This window comes from Nitrosospira lacus, from assembly GCF_000355765.4.
Taxonomy (GTDB): Bacteria; Pseudomonadota; Gammaproteobacteria; order Burkholderiales; family Nitrosomonadaceae; genus Nitrosospira; species Nitrosospira lacus.
Genome location: NZ_CP021106.3, coordinates 3,210,391 through 3,229,465, shown reverse-complemented (window position 1 = coordinate 3,229,465; position 19,075 = coordinate 3,210,391). Strand labels below are relative to the sequence as shown.

Genomic DNA, 19,075 nt, shown 5'->3' with positions numbered 1-19,075 from the left:
GATATGACACGTCCAGCGGGTGACCCAAAAAAAGAAAGTAGGGAATATGACACGCCCGCCGTGCTATATGAGCTAATTTCAAAAACGTTATGACACGCCCGCCGTGCACCTTTCTATATAGCCATACTATTGCTGATTTATTGAAACCGTTCCAATGCGGGCAGCGCCAGAGGTACTTGATGAGGTATTTGAAATGAGCCAAAAAGATCAACTCGAACTTACGCTAAAACAGCGGAGATTCGCAGAAGAGTATTGTGTTGACCTTAATGCTACTGCCGCGTATATCCGCGCTGGGTATGGCGCGCGCAGCAATTCCGCCGAAGCGGCGGCTTCTAGACTGTTAAGCAATGTTAAGGTGCAAAAGGTTATCGAGGAAAAGCAGAAAGAAATTGCCAAGCGATGTGAAGTAACCGCCGAGAAGGTGATACGCGAGGTATCGGCGCTCGCCTTCTCTGATGTACGCAAGCTGTTTAATGCCGATGGATCGCTAAAGGCAATCCATGAACTTGATGATGCGACTGCTGCGGCTATCGCGTCCATCGAGGTTGATCCGGCAGGAGTGCGCAAGATCAAGGTGTGGGATAAAAATAGAGCACAAGAGCATCTATGCAAGCACTTTGGCTTGTTCGACAAGGATAATAGCCAGAAGCCGCACGTAGAGCAAAACGTGCAGGTTTCGTTCGTCCCTGCGCCAGACAAATCCAATACTTAATATTTTTGTCAATGCCAAGCCAAGCTTAGCTTATTTCAATTCGCACAGTTTTAAAACTCTATGGGCCTGCTTTTGAAACGCTATCAACTTTTTTAACAGAATAAAGTCAAAGCAGACGCTCAAAAGTTTAAACAAAATGGCTGATTGGTGTCACAAAAGTACCTGATCAAAATGCTAGTAAAAGTCAGCGGGACATGGGAAGATAAACAATTAGTTCACTCATCTATGTGAATTTTAGAAGCAATTAACCATGCGTCGTCAATACTACCGTTACATTTAATTATGGCTAAGAGCGATCTCATCCTTTCACTTGTTCGCGCTGGCGCCGTTGGTGATAAGGCTATGTTGCGCTCGACGGTCGAGGCGCTTATGGCGGACGAGCGTGCGAAGAGCCATCACATCTTGGCGGATCGGCTTCAGCGGGCACTTCAAGCCGTCTCGGTCACACCGCCAGTCTTAACCAATGCTCAACCGATTCAGGGCAACGGCCGCGATATTATTCTTGAACTGACGCCGCGGGTTCGATTCGAAGATTTGGTCTTGACTCTTCCAGCTCGCGCTGAAGGTAAGCAGCTCATTGAAGAGCACATGCGAGCAGACGTGCTACGGGCACACGGGTACGAGCCACGCCACAAGGTTCTTCTATCGGGCCCCCCTGGGAACGGCAAAACATCCTATGCCGAGGCTGTTGCAGAGGCACTTGCTCTGCCGTTTTTCGTCGTTCGTTATGATGCGCTTATTGGTAGTTATCTTGGTGAAACCAATACGCGCCTCCGCAAGCTTTTTGATTATGTTCGAACGCAGCCTTGCGTCTTGTTCTTCGACGAATTCGATTCGATTGGTAAAGAGCGGGGCGACACACACGAGACTGGTGAAATCAAGCGGGTCGTCTCATTCTTGTTGATGCAAATCGATCAACTGCCAAGTTATGTGCTGACTATAGCGGCGACAAACCATGCCGAACTCTTGGATCGTGCGGTTTGGCGGCGATTTCAATTGAGAATGGCATTCCCAGCGCCTCAGGAAAACGAGATCGCAGCGTTCCTTCATAAGATTATCGAGTCTTGGTCGGAGAAGCCAAAGGTTTCGGCATTGATATTGGCGGATTGGCTGGGAGCAATGTCGTATGCAGAAGCGCGCGATTTCTGCCAAAACGTGCGGCGACGCCATATTCTCGGACTTGGTGAAGTCAGTATCGATTCTGCGATTCGAGTTGAACTCGACTTGTGGGCTAGCCGTGTGAAACCAGAGGTAACGAATGTCGATCGACCCAAACAAACCCCTCCTTTGGCTAAACGTCAGCGGACCACAACAAAGACCACCCGGGCGCCGAAGAGTCCCACCAAGACCTGAGCAATTTAGTGTCGATCATCAGATGTCAGCATTCGGTCCGAAATTCGATCGACTGGCATCTATTCTAGAGCGTGATCAGAGCGGTATCGAACTTCGAAGTGACCCGACTGCACTCGCGCCAGAGCGTATGCTCGTTTTCGAAGTTCGGGGATCAGTTCAGTCATTCATCAATTCCATCAGACGCGTCCCCGGCCTCGAATTAATTGACGAGGAAGAGCTTGATGGGGACGCACAAGACAGAGAGCCAACCGTCTATCTGTTAGTACCCGATGCTCAGGCTCTGAGCAATATCGCGTCGCTATGGTTTCGGTGGACCCAGGGGGAAGACTTGGGAATAGGTTTTGCTCCGTGGCGCGATGTATTCGCGACATTGAGAAATATTCGGCCATGGGGGCCACAAGATCGCGTCCAAGCCGAGGAGCGAGATATTATCGCTGAAGAGATTGCATTCAGGGCTGATGCCGAGCGAATTCGGCTCGAAATCGAGCTTGTTTATAGGGCAAGCGAGGCACGTGCTGATGAGTCAGAAACAGATTTGCGCAACGTAATCATAGCAGCTGGAGGACATGTCATTAGCCGTTGCCGGATTGCCGACATTGGGTATCACGCAATTTTGGCCGAATTAACTGTTGTCATGGTTCGAAGCATTATCAACATGTCGCCGGAAAGCATCGTGGGCCTTGATCCAGTAATGTACATCCGACCACAAAGCATAGCAACGACAATAGAAGTTGGAGAAGCTGAGGATACTGCACCGGAAGAGCCGTTGGTCGTTGATCGCTCCCCAATCCTAGCTTTGCTTGATGGTGTTCCAGTTGCTCAACATCCTCTTTTGGCGGGAGCATTGGTCGTTGATGATCAATTCGGCTTGGAGCCATTTGCTCAAGTTACCGATCGCCATCATGGCACCGCAATGGCATCGCTGATTATGTGCGGAGATCGGAATAAGGCGGAGCAAAGGCTTGGGCGGCGACTTCACTTAGTACCTATTCTTGGTGCGAATGATAGGTTCCCAGACGATCGGCTGATCATTGACATGGTCTACCAGGCCATCTCGGCAATGCGAGAGGGGGATGAGCCTTCGGCACCAGACATTTTGATTGTCAACATTTCACTCGGCAACTCGCGAAAGCCATTTCAAGGGCGAATGTCGGCCTGGGCACGACTTATCGATCGCCTCTCGTACCGGTTTGGGATTCTTTTTGTTATAAGTGCGGGTAATCATACGGCACCGTTTGCTATTCCGGGCTTTGCGAACTTCGGTCAGTTCGAACGTTCGGAGGATGCCCAACGGGCGCGCGAAGCAATGTTCGCAGTAGGGCGTTTGGTCGCCGAGCGGCGGCTCCTTTCGCCCTCTGAATCGGTGAACAGCGTAACGGTTGGGGCTGTCAACGTGGATGCTGTTTCCCCGGCTGACCGACGACTTGCGCGGGTAAACGTTGATCCTTTCCCAAACCTTACGACTCCCAATCCGTCCAGCGCGCTTGGTCCGGGTTTCGCGAATAGCGTAAAGCCCGACATTCTGATGCCCGGGGCCAAAGAGTACGTGAGCTTTGTCGCGAGTGGGGCCACACTGTCAGTCAGGCCGAGCGGACCAGCCCGTGCTCACGGACTCAAAGTTGCAGCACCACCACGCAATGGGGTTGAAAGCGTTGAGCACTTCACCAATGGGACAAGTGCTGCTGCCGCCTTAGCCTCCCGCGCTTGTCACCAGATCCACGACGCGCTTGAAACAGCATACGGAGACGCATTTAGATCGCTAAACCACGCCCTGCGTGCGACACTGCTGAAGGCTTTACTGGTTCATACCGCGTCTTGGCCACCGGCTGCCTCCCAGCTGATCAAACAAGTGTTGGGACCATCTGACAATAGGCAGCATGTTCGTCAGAAGGATAACATCAGGAGATTTCTCGGGTTCGGCCTGGCTGATCCTGATGCGGCTGTCGCTTGCACTGAAGATCGAGCCACCTTTTGGGCCACCGGCACATTACCGCGTGAACAAGCGGTCACGGTTCAGGTTCCAATCCCTATTTGCATAAATGGACAGGCAAAGCTACACGCACTGCATGCAACCCTGGCCTGGTTTACGCCAGTTTTGCCAGGCCGACAGTCTTACCGAGCCGTTCGACTCACTCTCACCGAGTCGGACGAGTTGTTTTCTTTGCGAGTTGATGCGGCCAAGGCACAACCAGATCAAAATCAAGGTCGCCGTGGCACAGTCTACTCACGACGTTGGGAAGGAGCACAGGCCCCAGTGATAGGCACAAATCAAGTTGTAACATTGACCGTTCGACGAGAACCCGACCAAGGTCCGGTGATCGATGAGCCTATTCCGTTTGCGCTAGCTGTAACGTTCGCAATGCCGGGGGTCACGCAGATCTATGAGGAAGTGCGGGCTCGACTTTCTATTGCCCCAAGAATAGATGTCAGATAGATAAGCAGAAGTCCGAGGTTTGCAAACGGCATCACCGTGCGCGAAAACTCGTTTGCTTTGAGATAGCATCGCCCACTGCTCGGTATTCTTCATCGGCACAAGGCTTGCAAAATGCCACCACTTGTTCGCGCTTCAACTACTAACGATAGGGTTGCCAACAGCAGGGCACAGGACGGCGGACCAGCAGAAGGCTTTAGAGACTGAGTTGGCAAGACGCGAGCAAGTGAAGCTAGCGTACGTCGTGCTGATTGTGTCAGTCCTATTTATCAAGCGGCAGTCGCGAAGAATCTCGGATGCTGGAAAAAATTCTCAACTGGGGCAGTACACATGCCGCTTCGAGAGATCTTGCTAGAGGTTCTAGAAAAGAACAGTGAAGCGAATTTAGACGCAGCCTTAACCAGGCAGGAACAAGATACTGTGAGGTTATTTTGCCAAAGCGATGAGGTATATCCGCTCAATGCGCCGGGGTGGTAAAATTAATATTTTAGCAGTATCCAGTTTGGTATCCAGAAAAGAGGCGGTTTATGATCCCCTTCCGATAGGTTTAAAAAAGAGGGTATCAAGAGTATAACCGTGGTAACAAACGTGGTAACTTGTATTAGCTTTAACAATGAAACACAGTAATGACGGGGATTTCAGACTTCAATGTGAAGGACACCCTCTTGATTATGAATATGCAAACGTTTGCAACGTAGGGGTGTTTATGCACAATTTCTTATCTCTCCTTCCACTGAGCTTCGCCCGCTTCTCATATCAGCGCTCTTTACACGCATGCTCATGAAATAATGAAAATTATCCTAATCGCATTATTGACTGTCGCATCATTGGCGGGTTGTGCGAGCAAGCCCGCGTATGAGCAGACTTCGATGAGATTAAATGACGGGACGACACGCTATTTCATCAAAACTGATTTTAAACCTTGTCAGTCCAGCCGGGATTGGGCAACGCGAACATTGGCGAAACGCGCGAATGAAATTTGTAAATCAGGATATACACTCATTGACGAGCAAACGCCTGTTTTCCTGGAAGCATTGGGAGCAGGTTCTGCAAGAAGGACGCTTTTATGGGAAATAAAATGCAAGACCCCCGGACAGCCTAAGTCCTAACTCGCGTTTCGTGCCTCTTTCCCGATTCATTTTCCTTTTGGCATTTCTATCCCTTGGTTTGCCGATCAGCGCGCAGGCCCGGGAAACCGCACCAGTCGGGATTGCCACCTTTAACATGGCATGGGCGGGGACCATTGACGACTTTATACGTCATGTCGAGGTTTGCAGCGTGCCCGAGGTCAACTGGTGTAACAGCCGCATCAGGACTCCCCGTGGTACGCAGCGCGCGGCACCGGAAGAGGAAATCCGTACAAGGCGGTGCCGGGAAGCAACCATGGTGGCGGCCGGTGGCTTTGAGGCGATGATGATGACCGCTCCCTGCAACGCATATGGGAAAAGAAAGCATCCAGCCAGGGCAGAGACGGTGGAGAACTACAATGCGAAGTTAAGCGGTTTGCGCGCCACTGTCGAGAATCTGATCCAGAATGAAAATATCAAGATCATTGCGTTCCAGGAAGTAAAGTCCCGGGAGGTGATAGAGCAAGTGCTTGGCGATTTTGCCGGACAGTTTGATGTCTGTGTTGCGCCGCACGACGCCTTTCAAACCTTGGCGTTCGCCTGGGATAAATCGATTTCATCAGTTCCATCCAATGCGAGCAGTTGTGTACCGAACCCGCATCTGGCAATCGGGGAGCAGTTTCAGGGCGAGCCGGTTGGCCACCGCGTCAGGCCCGGCCTGGCGCTGCGACTGGTGATCAATGGCGCCCCGGTGTCTTTCCTGAATATTCATCTCAAGTCCGGCTGTGCCAATTTAAAAACGGGCCGGGGGTTCGCGGGTCACAAACTGACTGATCCGGACCCGGCGTGCGAAATCCTTAACCGGCAAGTTCCCATTATCGAGGATTGGGTCGAGAAGGTAGCTACGGAAACTCCACGTTTCGTCCTCTTCGGCGATTTCAATCGCCGGATAGACGAGGAGGAAAGGGCACCGGTCGCAATTTCAGAAGTCCGCACCGACGGCTCGGACCCGGCGGGGTCGAACACAAAAGATGAGTGGGGAGGAGTCAAGAGCAGCTATCTCTGGCAAGAGATCGCTGACGGGTTTCCCGTGATGCATCAGGTCCCGCTGACTTCGACCGAGCGAGGCTGCACCGGTTTAAAAGGGTTGGATCATATTGTTATCAGCAATGCCATCTGGCAATCGCAGAGTCGCGAGCTCAGTTCACGCAGGATTGCTGTGGTAAAAACATACCGGCAATCCATCGTGACAAGCGATCATTGCCCGAATATTACGGTGCTGGAGTTGTAGGATGAGATAGCGTAAGACACTGACGATTCAAGAAACCCCGCTCCACAATCATGCCGCCAATACTCAGAATTACTGCATTGCTTTGAATGGTATTTTCCCGCCGGAAAGCTGAACGGTTTCGTGTCAAGAGACGAAAGGACAGTATGAGCGAACCATTTTGGGGGAGATTTGTCTCTTTGGATGGGTAGCTCCACGTGGTGGTTCCATCAATGGCGGCGGCCCCTGCGTTCTTTTTTAGTGGTCGACGTTGCTCATTTGGGTAATAATATTATCGGTTCCATGCGCTTGCATGCGAGCATAACCGGTCAGCCAGGTTTCTATCCCCCATGAAACGCTACACCATAGAACAATTCATGGCGACGACCTCCATGTTAGGTGCGTCGTTCAGTACCGGTGAGGAGCGTATTCTTTTCAGCAGCAATGCGTCCGGTATCTTCAATGCTTACACGCTGCCGGTTGAGGGAGGCACGCTGGAACCGCTAACCCGGTCCACAATCGACAGCACTTTTTCCGTCAGCTTCTTTCCGGGCGATGACCGTGTTCTTTTTACGCGGGATCACGGTGGCGACGAGAATTTTCATCTTTTCCTGCTGGATCTGGATGGCACGGAAAAAGACTTGACCCCGGGCGAGAAGCTCAAGGCGCAGTTCATGGATTGGCGCCCGGACGGGAGTGCTTTTTTTGTTTCCAGTAATGAGCGTGATCCTAAATTCTTCGATATTTACCGTTATGACGCGCAGACCTATGTCCGCACTTTACTCTATAAGAATGAACTGGGGTTCGACCTGGGTCCGATCAGCCGTGATGAGCGCTGGATTGCGCTGAACAGGGCCAATACGACCTCCGACAGCGATATTTATCTGTTCAATGTTGACCGGCAGGAAATAAAACACCTCACTCCGCACGAAGGCGCCATCAGTTTCCGTGCCGAGACGTTCGATCCGGTTTCTCAAAGGCTTTTTTTTCTCACCAATGAGGGCAGCGAATTCAAGCGCTTGTGCACCTATGACCTGGTCACGGGTGACATACGAGATCATGAAAGTGCCGATTGGGATGTGATCTCCACTTATTTTTCCAGAGACGGACGTTTCCGGGTGACGGGTGTTAACCAGGACGGCAGCATCGTGATCCGGATTGTTGTGACCGAGGGGAATGAGGAAAAGGCTGTGCAGCTTCCCGTGCTTCCGGAAGGAGAGATTCGGGGCGTGGTCTTCTCCCGGACCAGCGCTCGCATGGCCTTTTACGTGAACGGTGATCGTTCTCCCGATAATCTGTTCGTCTATGATTTGGGGACCGGACAGCCAGGGCAGATCAGGCAGCTTACCCAAAGCCTGAACCCGGATATCGACCCGTCAGATCTGGTGGAAGCGCAAGTGGTTCGCTTCAGGTCTTTTGATGGGATGGTGATACCTTCCATCTATTACAAACCGCATGACGCCTCGGTGACCAATAAGGCGCCCGCCATAGTGTATGTTCATGGCGGACCAGGCGGTCAGACCATGCGCGGTTATAACGCCCAGATCCAATACCTCGTGAATCATGGCTACGCCGTGCTGGGAATCAATAATCGCGGCAGTTCCGGGTATGGCAAAACCTTTTTTACTGCCGCCAATCGTAAACATGGGCGGGAACCGCTATGGGACTGCGTGGAGGCTAAAACCTATCTCGCCAGCCTCGGTTACATCGACCATGAGCGCATCGGCATCATGGGCGCCAGCTATGGCGGTTATATGACACTGGCGGCGCTGGCCTTCCGCCCCGAGGTTTTCAAGGTGGGCGTGGACATCTTTGGCGTCAGCAATTGGCTGCGAACGCTGGAAAGCATACCCCTCTACTGGGAATCGGTGCGCAAAGCCATTTACGATGAGATTGGCGACCCGGTGAAGGACATAGACTTTCTCGTCGCGACCTCGCCGCTTTTTCACGCCAGGGAAATACGAAAGCCCCTGATGGTTATTCAGGGCACCAACGATCCTCGTGTCATCAAGGCGGAGAGTGACGGGATCGTGGAGGCCGTCAAACGGCATAATGTCCCGGTGGAATACGTTGTCTTCGATGATGAAGGTCACAGCTTCACAAAGAAGAAAAACCAGATCGAGGCCAATCGCCGGATACTGGAGTTTCTGGATAAATATTTGAAGCGGTAACAAGGCGGGAGCTGGAATAGCCGGTCAACGAAGCTAATGCCACCCAGCGTGGATATTGCAAATTGCCCCCCTTATCGAAGTCCATAGTTTGCGTCAAAAAACTCTCGTATCAGAAAATCCTCCAATCCCTTGCTATCTTCCATGCGTGCGGACAGGGTCACCACGCGGTCGAGGCGGTACGATTCCCATTGAAATTCTTCTTTGTGGTACTGGCGAATCAGTTCTATCATCTTACGAACGACAGCGCGCTGTATGTCACCATCCGGACCGGCAGCAACTTCAACTACTTCGCGCCGGGGGTTACTGGCATCCGTTCTCCAGGCACGAAATAAAAACTGTGCAGATCGAACTCCCATCCGGGTGATTTGAAATATTCCACTCGTACCGGGTTCCCGAAGATTACGCTTGACGTTAGCCATTCTGAGTTCTTCTTCAGTGGCCTCGCGTTCAACATTTTTGGGCTCCGTGGGCTCATCCTCAAAAATTCCTCCCGCAGTGCGGCGCTCCTTGGCTTCCTTCATGTAATCCGTCAGATCCTTTGGGGGCTCCGGCTTGGGGGCTGGGGTGCGTTCCGCTTTTGCTTCCTTCTTGGCGGTTCCTTTTTCGCGCGGAATCGGTTTTGCTTTTTCGGCACCCAGACGCGGCTGAGATTTAGGCCGGGGCGGTACCTTGGGACTCTTCTGAGGTATGGCCGCCGATTTCTGTTCCTTTTTTTCTTCAGGTAATTCTATAAAGCTTGCCTGGACCGGAGGGGGCGTTTCGGTTTTCACCTCGGGAGAGGTGAGGAAAAATCCGAATCCCCAGATGATAATCAGCCAGAGGAGGGCCGCCAGTGGCAATGGCCACCAGACTCGAACCTCCTTCGCTCTGGAATACCGCATGCTGAGTGCGTTACTCGTGCTTCACCGCGATCAGAAAGTGTTGCGCTCCGGCAGTGCGGGCGCGCAACATCGCCTGCACGACAATGCCCTGCGGCGCATCGCTGTCGGCAGACACAATCAGCTTCTGTTCCGAATCTTGCAGTAGTGGTTTTAGCGTATCGGCCAGCGTGTCCAATGTGACGGGAGTACGGTTGATAAGAATTTGGCTGTCGCTTGTCACCGTCAGCGTCACGGGAGTCTTGGCATTGAGTTTTTCGGCTGAACCCTGGGGAAGATTCACCTGTAAGGAATCGAGATTTTGCATTGATAATGAAGACAACATAAATGTCGCAAGCAGGAAGAACATGACGTCGATCATCGGGATAATTTCGATACGCCCTTTGCGAAACGCTCTGGATTTACGCAGCTTCATCGTTACCGTCCCTCCTGGTCGAGGCGGATGTGATCAATCAGGCGCGTTCCAAGGCGTTCCATCTCATCCATTATTTGTGATTGCAAGCGCGAGAAATAATTGAATCCGAACAAGGCGATCAATGCGATCACCAGACCCACCACAGTCGCGATGAGTGCCTCGGCCACGCCTCCCGTTACGGCAGTGGGATTGACGATTCCCTCTCCACCGATAATCTGGAAAGCACGCATCATCCCGACGACTGTTCCCACAAGCCCGAGCAATGGCGCGGCGGTGACGATTGTTTCCAGTATCCATAGCCGGCTGGCAAGAGAGGTTTCGATCAGCTGGGCTTCATCCGCCGCGCGAGACTCGGTCCACCACGATGGCCGATGTCTATTGCTGATCACTACCTCGAAGAATCGCTTGTAGTAATGGCGCTCATCCAATCCCGATAATATTTTTTCGAGGTCGGCCCACGCAAAACCATAGGTTTCGACGAGGTTCAGCAAATCATGCGACAGGCGCGCATAACGCCAGTAGACAAAGGCTTTCTCGAGCATGATGGCCAAAGCGATTACCGCCAGCAAAGATAAAGGCACAATAATTAACCCGCCGAGTTTTAACGCGGTCCAGGTTGCTTGTAGTTCTTGCATGTTTATCTCCAAACGGGGTGATACTCCTCCCCTTTTTAGTTTAAAAAACTAGTCGTCCCCGCAGGGCGGTTTGGTCCAGGTATTCAAGTCATAATTTTACCTGTGCCAAGCTGTAAGATCTTACAGCTATCCATTGCGCTCGTTTTAAGGTTTCATAGCGCTTATGGTTGGCCGAACCAGCCTCGCAGCGTATTCCGGATTCATCGATTGAGGAAGACGATAAACGATCGAATGATTACGATGCCGATTCATTACAGCGCTGTCACAAAAAGGATCGCGTCCAGCCAAAAGTAAAAGGGCACGAATTTCGCCCATTGGCTCGGGCGGATCATCTTCGCCTGATATGTTGAGCAGCGCGACAGAAATAGCAAGCTGATCGTACGGATTGATTGAATTTAACACCTGGAACGATAAAGCGATATGCATATTTATTTTTTTGGAAAAAGAAAGATCAAGAGCGCCAGGTTTTCATAATGATATCTCCAATCAAGAACCTTGCAGGAAGGGTTACATGTGCCTCCGAGATGACTCGCGTGGCCTGCGAACCCGGGCAGATTGAAAATACGTGCATCCGGGTTGACGGCATTCTTGAACAGAGTTTGAATGAAATTTATCTTTTTGATACCCAGACGCTGCATTTCGAGTATGTGAGCAGCCGGGCACAACTCAACCTTGGCTATAGCATGGATAGGCTGCGGATGATGACGCCCCTGGATATCAAGCCGGAATTTGATGAAACGTCATTCAGAACCATGACCAATCCGCTTCTGCATGGGGAGATGAAAATACTCATTTTTGAAACCATGCATCTGCGTGCCGATGGCACACTTTATCCGGTCGAAGTTCACCTGCAGCTATTTATCCAATCAGGGCGCGCGGTATTCCTGGCAATCATTCTCGATATCACCACTCGCCGTCGTGCCGAATTTGCGCTAAGGGAGAGTGAGGAGCGGTTCCGGACCATAGTCAACACCATCCCGCAGCTTGCCTGGATAGCCGAGGCCGATGGGTCGAGAAGCTGGTATAACCAGCGCTGGTATGGCTACACGGGCACAACGCCGGAAGAAATGGAAGGATTGGGTTGGCAGAAGGTGCACCACCCCGAAATGCTGCCTAAAGTAATGGAGCGCTGGACCAGTGCCACCGCCGCCGGGAAAGCGTTCGACATGGAGTTTCCATTACGCGGAGCGGATGGGCAGTTTCGTATATTTCTGACTCGGGCAGAGCCATTAAGGAACGTGGAAGGCCGGGTAACGCAGTGGTTTGGAACCAACACGGATGTAAATGAACAGAGGCTGGGGGAAAAGGCTCGGCGTGAAGTGGAGAGGCGGTTTGAGGTAGTAATGGGAAATATGAGTGAAGGTCTTATCATTTCCGACCTCGCAGGCCAACCGCTGCATTGGAATCCGGCGGCGCTGAAGATGCATGATATCGGCGATACGGAGGAAATGCCGCTTAATCACCATACTTTTGCACAGCTCTATGAACTTTCGAGCGTCGAAGGAATCGCCTTGCCATTCGACCAATGGCCATTGACACGCATCCTCAGGGGTGAGCATTTGCAGGATCTGGAGCTGCGGATTGGGCGCGTGGACAGAGATTGGGAGCGTATCTTCAGTTATTCCGGGGCGCTTTCACATTATGGTGATGACAAGGAATTGGCATTTCTTATCATCAAGGATATCACCGAGCGAAAAAATGCTGAAGACGCACTATGGGATGCAAAGGTAAACCTTGAGCATAAGGTGGACGAGCGTACCGCCCAGCTCCTGGCCAAGAGCAAGGAGATGGAAAATTTTTGCTATTCCGTCTCGCATGACCTCAGGGCGCCCCTCCGTGGAATAGACGGCTATAGCCGCCTTTTATTAGAGGAATACCACGATCAATTCGATGAGGAAGGCCGGAATTTTCTGATAAACGTGCGGACAGCAACGAAGCATATGACAAATCTAATCGACGATCTGCTCGCCTATTCAAGGCTTGAACGGCGAGGGGTATCCAGGACGGCTATAGAGCTTTCCAGTTTTGTATCCAATCTCTTGGACCAGTACCAGGCCCGCTCCAGGAATGTGCGTCTTACTGTCGAGGTCAGCGATTTTCACGTCAGTGTCGACCCGGATGGCCTCGCGATAGCACTGCGCAATCTGATTGACAATGCCTTCAAGTTCTCCGGATATGCGTCTGAACCGGCAATCGAAATCCGGGCGCAGGCTGCGAGCAGTGATTGCGTTCTCTCGGTGCGAGACAATGGGATTGGATTTGATATGCGTTTCTACGACAAAATTTTCGAGATATTCCAGCGCCTCCATCGTGCCGAAGAGTATCCCGGTACTGGCATTGGGCTTGCAATGGTACACAAGGCAATGGAGCGAATAGGAGGACGGGTTTGGGCGGAAAGCCAACCGGGTGCCGGCGCAACTTTTTTTCTGGCATTGCCATTATCCGGTACGGAGCCCGTAGCGCTTTCCAGGGATGGTTAGCATTGTGCGCCGGAAATATTGTTGCATAAAAATAACGATAAGTCTCTGTATGTCTTGGCTGAACCATAGTCATTGCCTAATGATCCTGAATCCGGCAGTTGACCGCTCCTATGTCAGTTTGGCGCTATGATTCATAACGATATTTTGCGCCACTTGGTTTTCATCTTGTGAGTGAGTTCGCTACCGGGAAAGTGTGCGGTTTTTGCGGCATAGGCCTGCGTTGCAACTCTCTGAATGGAACAGCGATTCCGCGTTGTTGTGCCTTGCCCTGCACCCCAAAAACCACATACTTCACCCAGTCCGACTGCCGGATTTGGGATGATATTTCTGATGCACTACACTATGAACATGACTCCGCCGATACTGCTCATTGAAGACAATCCAATGGATGTGGACCTTACGCGGCGTGCTTTCATTCGGCACAATCTCAACAATCCACTCCAGGTGGCGCGTGACGGGCAGGAGGCGCTCGACTTTATTGAAAAATGGAAAACAGGTGAGGCGATACCCGTAGTGATACTGCTTGATCTGAAATTGCCGAAAATTAGCGGACTTGAAGTTTTACGCGTCATCCGGGCACATCCCGATTTTAGAACCGTCGCTGTTGTAATTCTTACCTCCTCCGCTGAGGACTGTGACATACATGAGGCCTATTCGCTCGGGGCTAATTCCTACATCGTGAAGCCCGTGGATTTTGATAAATTTATTGAAGTAGCCAGGCAAATCGAGCTTTACTGGACTGTTCTCAATATTGCCAGCCCGCCACGGCGCGAATGATCCCGCATCCGGTGACCGTTCATTTCTCAGCTCGGCACCATGATTCATACTGAACCTTTGCCGCATAGGAATTGCATCTTGTTTTTTGTGAATTCGACACAACCGCCGGATTTAGGATAATGAAAATCCTCTATCTTGAGGATAATGCCCAAGACGCTGATCTTGTGCGAATCGAGTTGCGAAAGCGTGCGCCGGATATTCAGCTGGAAGTCGTTTCTACATTAGCCGAGGCGCTCGCACGGCTCGAACGATTCCGTGAGATTTATGGGACCAGTCTGGAAACGGCTGGAGTCGCGCTGGCCAACGGGGATATTCCTGCGCGTTATGACCTGGTCTTGACCGACCTCAATCTTCCTGATGGGAGCGGCAAAACTTTGCTTGATCACGTTCGCGGTGAGCACCTGCCGCTGCCCGTCGTAGTGCTTACCAGCTCGGGCAGCGAAGAGACCCTGGTGGCATTGCTCAGTGGAGGTGCAGATGACTATGTCATAAAACGGAGCAATTTCCTGGAAACATTGGCTCTCGTGCTCCGTGCGGCATTGGATAAATTCCAGACGGAAACGTTCCGCCGGGCTACAACGCTGAGAGTTCTATATGTCGAACCGAATGCTTACGATATCGACTTGACAAAACGGGAATTGGCTTCAATTGCCCCACATCTCCACATTGAATCCCTTCAGACCGCCGAGCAAGTCTTGCATTGCTTTTCAGTCCCTAATCCGAAATTCGTCACGGATGTTCTCTTGCTTGACTATCGTTTGCCTGGAGCTTCCGCCACCGATGTCATAAAGGAGCTTCGCCAGGTTCGGGGACTTGATTTGCCCATCATTCTCGTGACCGAGCAGGGGGATGAAGAAATTGCGCGGCAGTCTCTCAAACTGGGCGCCGCTGATTATGTAGTAAAAAGTTCTGGCTATCTTCAGCGGTTACCCACAGTCATAGAAAATGTTTGGCTCCGGGCCGAGTCGGCTCGCAGAGAGCGGGTTTTGCTGGAGGAAAGAACACGTCTTGCTCTTGCCACCGGAGCGGCCGCGATAGGCATCTGGGAGTGGAATACCGCTACCGGCGAGATCATCTGGGATGACCACATGTATGAGATCTACGGTGTTCCACGGGAGTGCACAATGAATTATGAGGTGTGGAAATCCTATGTACATCCCGATGATCTGGCAGAGCAGGAAGTGAAGCTGCGCAGGATCGTTGCCGAGAAAGGGCGGGAGCACCTGGATTTTCGCATTTTGCGCGCACATGAAACGGTGCGTTATCTCCATGTTGCCCAAACAGTGACGTGGGGTACGAATGATAAGGAATTAAAAGTAGTAGGAACCAATATCGATATCACTGAACGCAAACAGGCGGAATTAGCCATCCGGCAACACGCAAGGCAGCAGGGCCTCATCGCGGCATTCGGGCAACAGGCGCTCGCCAGCACCGATCTTGAAGAGTTGTGGAATCAGGTGGCCACAGTTGCCTCTCAGGGTTTAAACATAGACTTCTGCAAGATTCTTTTGATGACTCTGGATGGCCGTTCCTTTATTCTTAAAGCGGGTTCGGGTTGGCAAGACGGATGGATTGGCCGTCAAATATGCACCGTCGATGAGAATACCCAGAACCGGTTTGCTCTCTTGAGCGGTGAACCTGTCATTGTGGAGGACTTTCGCACCGAGACTCGCTTTACGCCCTCGGAGATCCTCAGAACTCATGACATCCGGAGTGGGGTTGGCGTGCTTATCTCGGGAACCGACGGCCCTAGTGGAATTCTAGGCGCCTATTCCCGCGACACGCTTCGTTTCACGCCGGCCAGCATCAGTTTTTTGCAGAGTCTTGCCAATGTCCTCGCGGCCGCGATTAATCGCAAAAATGCGGAGGAGCGGCTTACCTACCTGGCCCAGTTCGATCCGCTTACGGGATTGCCCAACCGAAGCCTGTTTCTCGATCGTCTCGGACAGGTGATGGAACAGGCGCAACGCAACCACGGGCGAATCGGTGTTGTATTTGCTGATCTCGACCGCTTCAAGATCGTCAATGATACGATGGGCCACAGCACCGGCGACGCGCTACTGGTCCAGGTCGCGCAACGACTGCAACAGTGCGTGCGTTCCGGCGATACGGTGGCACGTCTGGGGGGGGATGAGTTCGCGTTCATTCTCTCCAGCCTGGCCCAAGCCGAGGATGCAACCGTGGTGGCAGAAAAAGTGATTGCCGCACTGTCACTGCCATTCGAGCTGGAAAGTCAGGAAATCTATATTTCCGCCAGCCTGGGCATCAGTATCTATCCCGGAGATGGCACGGATGCGGATGGCCTGCTCAGGAATGCCGATACCGCGATGTTCCAGGCGAAGGAACACGGACCTGCTATTTATCAGTTTTATTTGCCGCAAATGAATGAGCGCGCGGTCGCGCGCCTGAAATTGGAAACACAACTGCGTGGCGCATTGGCACGGCGTGAATTCGTGCTTCACTATCAGCCAAAGGTAAGTTTGTCCAATGGCAAAATTACCGGCTTTGAGGCGTTGTTGCGCTGGCGGCATCCAGCGCTGGGGCTGGTGCCACCGTTCCAGTTTATCTCGGTTCTGGAGGATACCGGATTGATCGTGCCCGTTGGTGAATGGGTAGTACTAACGGTCTGCGAGCAGATAGGAAAATGGCAGAATCAAGGACTGGTTCCGCATCCGGTCTCGATCAATCTCTCGGCACGGCAGTTTCAGCAGCAAGACCTCGATGCCGTGATTGGAAAAACGCTCGAGATTACCGGAATCAACCCCCGCTTGCTGGAATTTGAGTTGACCGAGTCGGTATTGATGAAAGAAGCCGAGACAGCCGCCAATGCACTGCAAAACCTGAAGGCCTTTGGGGTGAAAATTTCAATGGATGATTTCGGCACTGGCTACTCGAGCCTTGCCTACCTCAAACGTTTCCCGCTCGATGTACTCAAGATCGACCGCACATTCATCCGGGATGTCACTACCGATCCTGACGATGCAACCATCACGGTAGCAATGATCAAGCTTGCACACAGCTTGGAGCTGGAAGTGGTAGCCGAGGGTGTGGAAACCAAGGAGCAACTGGATTTCCTGATACTGCACGGTTGCGACGAGATGCAGGGCTATTATTTCTCACGGCCACTGCCGCTTGAAGGTGCTTCGCAGGTGCTTATGAATGGCCACCAGTTACTAATGAATTAGCCCCCGGATTTCCCCAGGCCAGCCCCAGGATTATCGTAAGGGGTATGAATCATGGCATTTCGCTACCAGGCCTGGCTATGATTTTAGCGGGAATGTTTGAGTTACTCCGCAAGCCCGCTGGCGATCATCCCGCGCCGGTAAAATCTCAGGAATGAGGAATTCCTCCGCTTATCGCCTCAGCGGTGAGCCCGGGACTTGGCATGCACCAATGCTGCTGGTGTTATTTGTTGCGGCAAATTTTGATAAAGTACTTTCCCTATTCTTCAATATTTGTTAACTTAACCGGTACCGTGCTGATTTCCTGATCCGTGGGGTGAGCGGATGAATTCTTACAATAGATAAGACAAGATGAAAAAAATTATCTTTGCGGCTTTCGCCTTGTGTGCATTTGCCGGTGGTGCATCCGCTCAGCAGGGAGGATTGAATCTCAGATCACAAGCCGCGCTGATCCTGGACATGCAGCATGGACGTATTCTTTATAACAAGAACGCGGATAACGTGATGCCAATTGCTTCCATTACGAAGCTGATGACGGCGATAGTGGTGCTTGATGCGAAACTGCCGCTTGACGATGAAATCGTGATAGAGGCCGCAGATATCGACGTTATCAAGAACACCCGCTCGCGCCTGCGGGTGGGAGTAAGTCTTACTCGTCAGCAATTATTGCGGCTGGCGTTGATGTCCTCTGAAAACCGTGCTGCTGCGGCGCTGGGGCGCAGTTACCCGGGAGGTATCCGCGCATTTGTTGTGGCAATGAATGACAAGGCGTTTGAGCTCGGCATGGGCAATAGCTATTTTGTTGACTCCACGGGGTTAAACCGGGCCAACGTTTCCACGGCCCGCGATCTGGCAAAATTGGTCGATGCTGCGGAGGATTACGAAATCATTCGTGAATTTTCTACTACCGCCGCGCATGCGGTGGAATTTGAAGACGACGATCGCAGCCTGCAGTTTACCAACTCAAACCATCTGGTACGTAGTGGGAGTTGGGATATTGGCATATCAAAAACCGGCTTTCTTAGCGAAGCCGGCCGCTGCCTGGTGATGCAGGCAAAAATAACCGGTAGGCCGGTTATTATTGTATTGCTTGATTCCGCGGGAAAGAATACCCGCATCGGCGACGCCAATCGTATCAAAAAATGGATGGAGACTGGCTTCGCTCGCAAGGTTCGCGGCTGAATGGTTTTTTCTGGCGCGCCACTGCGACGATGTTCGAGTTCGGGTCTGATCGGTTCTATAGCAACCCGCCAGACTTGAATCGAAGCGAGAAGGTCGAAAAACTGGCCAAGCATTCTTGTGGCCGGTTTTCTTTAAGTCCGGCAGGCTGCTGGGCACCGCATTAGGGGCGAAAACTACCACCCACGAGTGGAGCCGTTATGCCATTACAGTTGGTTTCCGCTCTCATCGTTATTTTCCTGATTGTCATGTTTGCGGTCCAGAATGCCGTATCCGTCAGCGTCTTATTCTTTCTGTGGCGCGTCGATGCTTCGCTTGCCGTGGTGATTGCGGCATGCTTTGGCTTGGGTGCGCTCATTGGTGCATTAGTGACGGTACCGGTGATGCTGCGTGAGCGAATTTCTATAAGCCGTCTACGTAAACAGGTCGACATGCTACGGATGGAGAATGATGATTTGCGCGCCACAAAGAAAGATGCGCCATCCGCGCCGTATGGATACTAGGATTGAGCAGGATGCTACGTACCGG

14 protein-coding genes are annotated in these 19,075 nt (G+C 51.9%); 10 read left to right on the top strand and 4 right to left on the bottom strand.

From position 1 onward, the window contains the following. Nucleotides 1–193: 193 nt before the first annotated feature. From EBAPG3_RS14700 to EBAPG3_RS14680, 5 genes are all read left to right on the top strand, one after another. Nucleotides 194–712: a terminase small subunit gene (locus EBAPG3_RS14700; RefSeq protein WP_081607211.1), complete on the top strand. Its 519-nt coding sequence runs from the start codon at nt 194–196 to the stop codon at nt 710–712. Between the two features lie 282 nt (nt 713–994). Next, nucleotides 995–2,065 (top strand): AAA family ATPase, encoded by a 1,071-nt coding sequence (locus tag EBAPG3_RS14695; RefSeq protein WP_040851084.1) that lies wholly within the window; start codon nt 995–997, stop codon nt 2,063–2,065. A 22-nt stretch (nt 2,066–2,087) separates the two neighbouring features. Then, nucleotides 2,088–4,499: a S8 family peptidase gene (locus tag EBAPG3_RS14690; protein WP_004174297.1), complete on the top strand. Its 2,412-nt coding sequence runs from the start codon at nt 2,088–2,090 to the stop codon at nt 4,497–4,499. A gap of 1,143 nt (nt 4,500–5,642) precedes the next feature. Further along, a complete protein-coding gene (locus EBAPG3_RS14685) occupies nt 5,643–6,854 on the top strand; it encodes an endonuclease/exonuclease/phosphatase family protein (RefSeq protein WP_151898970.1) in 1,212 nt (403 codons plus the stop codon). 326 nt (nt 6,855–7,180) lie between these two features. Then, nucleotides 7,181–9,001, top strand: coding sequence for a S9 family peptidase (locus tag EBAPG3_RS14680; RefSeq protein WP_004174294.1), 1,821 nt, complete (start codon nt 7,181–7,183; stop codon nt 8,999–9,001). 71 nt (nt 9,002–9,072) lie between these two features. On the opposite strand, the gene EBAPG3_RS14675 is transcribed toward EBAPG3_RS14680, so the two are convergent. From EBAPG3_RS14675 to EBAPG3_RS15250, 4 genes are all read right to left on the bottom strand, one after another. After that, nucleotides 9,073–9,882, bottom strand: a complete 810-nt coding sequence (locus tag EBAPG3_RS14675) for a hypothetical protein (RefSeq protein WP_004174292.1) — start codon at nt 9,880–9,882, stop codon at nt 9,073–9,075. Nucleotides 9,883–9,892: 10 nt separating this feature from the next. Beyond that, nucleotides 9,893–10,294 carry an ExbD/TolR family protein gene (locus EBAPG3_RS14670; protein ID WP_004174286.1) on the bottom strand — a complete coding sequence of 134 codons (402 nt, stop codon included), beginning with the start codon at nt 10,292–10,294 and terminating at the stop codon, nt 9,893–9,895. Between the two features lie 2 nt (nt 10,295–10,296). Beyond that, nucleotides 10,297–10,929, bottom strand: coding sequence for a MotA/TolQ/ExbB proton channel family protein (locus tag EBAPG3_RS14665; protein ID WP_004174284.1), 633 nt, complete (start codon nt 10,927–10,929; stop codon nt 10,297–10,299). A gap of 144 nt (nt 10,930–11,073) precedes the next feature. Continuing rightward, nucleotides 11,074–11,355: a hypothetical protein gene (locus tag EBAPG3_RS15250; protein ID WP_161493803.1), complete on the bottom strand. Its 282-nt coding sequence runs from the start codon at nt 11,353–11,355 to the stop codon at nt 11,074–11,076. 47 nt (nt 11,356–11,402) lie between these two features. On the opposite strand from EBAPG3_RS15250, the gene EBAPG3_RS14660 reads away from it, so the two are divergent. From EBAPG3_RS14660 to EBAPG3_RS14640, 5 genes are all read left to right on the top strand, one after another. Beyond that, nucleotides 11,403–13,409, top strand: a complete 2,007-nt coding sequence (locus EBAPG3_RS14660; RefSeq protein WP_151898969.1) for a PAS domain-containing sensor histidine kinase — start codon at nt 11,403–11,405, stop codon at nt 13,407–13,409. A 318-nt stretch (nt 13,410–13,727) separates the two neighbouring features. Continuing rightward, nucleotides 13,728–14,186: a response regulator gene (locus EBAPG3_RS14655; RefSeq protein WP_004174280.1), complete on the top strand. Its 459-nt coding sequence runs from the start codon at nt 13,728–13,730 to the stop codon at nt 14,184–14,186. A 119-nt stretch (nt 14,187–14,305) separates the two neighbouring features. Then, the gene (locus tag EBAPG3_RS14650) at nt 14,306–17,371 is read left to right on the top strand and encodes an EAL domain-containing protein (RefSeq protein WP_051048884.1); all 3,066 of its coding nucleotides are present in this window, start codon (nt 14,306–14,308) and stop codon (nt 17,369–17,371) included. Between the two features lie 348 nt (nt 17,372–17,719). Beyond that, nucleotides 17,720–18,550 (top strand): D-alanyl-D-alanine endopeptidase, encoded by an 831-nt coding sequence (pbpG, locus tag EBAPG3_RS14645; RefSeq protein ID WP_004174274.1) that lies wholly within the window; start codon nt 17,720–17,722, stop codon nt 18,548–18,550. 197 nt (nt 18,551–18,747) lie between these two features. Beyond that, a complete protein-coding gene (locus tag EBAPG3_RS14640; RefSeq protein WP_004174273.1) occupies nt 18,748–19,050 on the top strand; it encodes a LapA family protein in 303 nt (100 codons plus the stop codon). Nucleotides 19,051–19,075 lie beyond the last annotated feature (25 nt).

Excerpts from the sequence above, each read along its gene's own strand:
- EBAPG3_RS14690 (WP_004174297.1), top strand. The coding sequence starts at position 2,088 with ATGTCAGCATTCGGTCCGAAATTCGATCGACTGGCATCTATTCTAGAG.
- EBAPG3_RS14660 (WP_151898969.1), top strand. The coding sequence starts at position 11,403 with ATGATATCTCCAATCAAGAACCTTGCAGGAAGGGTTACATGTGCCTCC.
- EBAPG3_RS14650 (WP_051048884.1), top strand. The coding sequence starts at position 14,306 with ATGAAAATCCTCTATCTTGAGGATAATGCCCAAGACGCTGATCTTGTG.
- EBAPG3_RS14655 (WP_004174280.1), top strand. The coding sequence starts at position 13,728 with ATGATATTTCTGATGCACTACACTATGAACATGACTCCGCCGATACTG.
- EBAPG3_RS15250 (WP_161493803.1), bottom strand. The coding sequence starts at position 11,355 with ATGCATATCGCTTTATCGTTCCAGGTGTTAAATTCAATCAATCCGTAC.
- EBAPG3_RS14695 (WP_040851084.1), top strand. The coding sequence starts at position 995 with ATGGCTAAGAGCGATCTCATCCTTTCACTTGTTCGCGCTGGCGCCGTT.
- EBAPG3_RS14700 (WP_081607211.1), top strand. The coding sequence starts at position 194 with ATGAGCCAAAAAGATCAACTCGAACTTACGCTAAAACAGCGGAGATTC.
- EBAPG3_RS14665 (WP_004174284.1), bottom strand. The coding sequence starts at position 10,929 with ATGCAAGAACTACAAGCAACCTGGACCGCGTTAAAACTCGGCGGGTTA.
- EBAPG3_RS14640 (WP_004174273.1), top strand. The coding sequence starts at position 18,748 with ATGCCATTACAGTTGGTTTCCGCTCTCATCGTTATTTTCCTGATTGTC.
- EBAPG3_RS14680 (WP_004174294.1), top strand. The coding sequence starts at position 7,181 with ATGAAACGCTACACCATAGAACAATTCATGGCGACGACCTCCATGTTA.
- EBAPG3_RS14675 (WP_004174292.1), bottom strand. The coding sequence starts at position 9,882 with ATGCGGTATTCCAGAGCGAAGGAGGTTCGAGTCTGGTGGCCATTGCCA.
- pbpG (WP_004174274.1), top strand. The coding sequence starts at position 17,720 with ATGAAAAAAATTATCTTTGCGGCTTTCGCCTTGTGTGCATTTGCCGGT.
- EBAPG3_RS14670 (WP_004174286.1), bottom strand. The coding sequence starts at position 10,294 with ATGAAGCTGCGTAAATCCAGAGCGTTTCGCAAAGGGCGTATCGAAATT.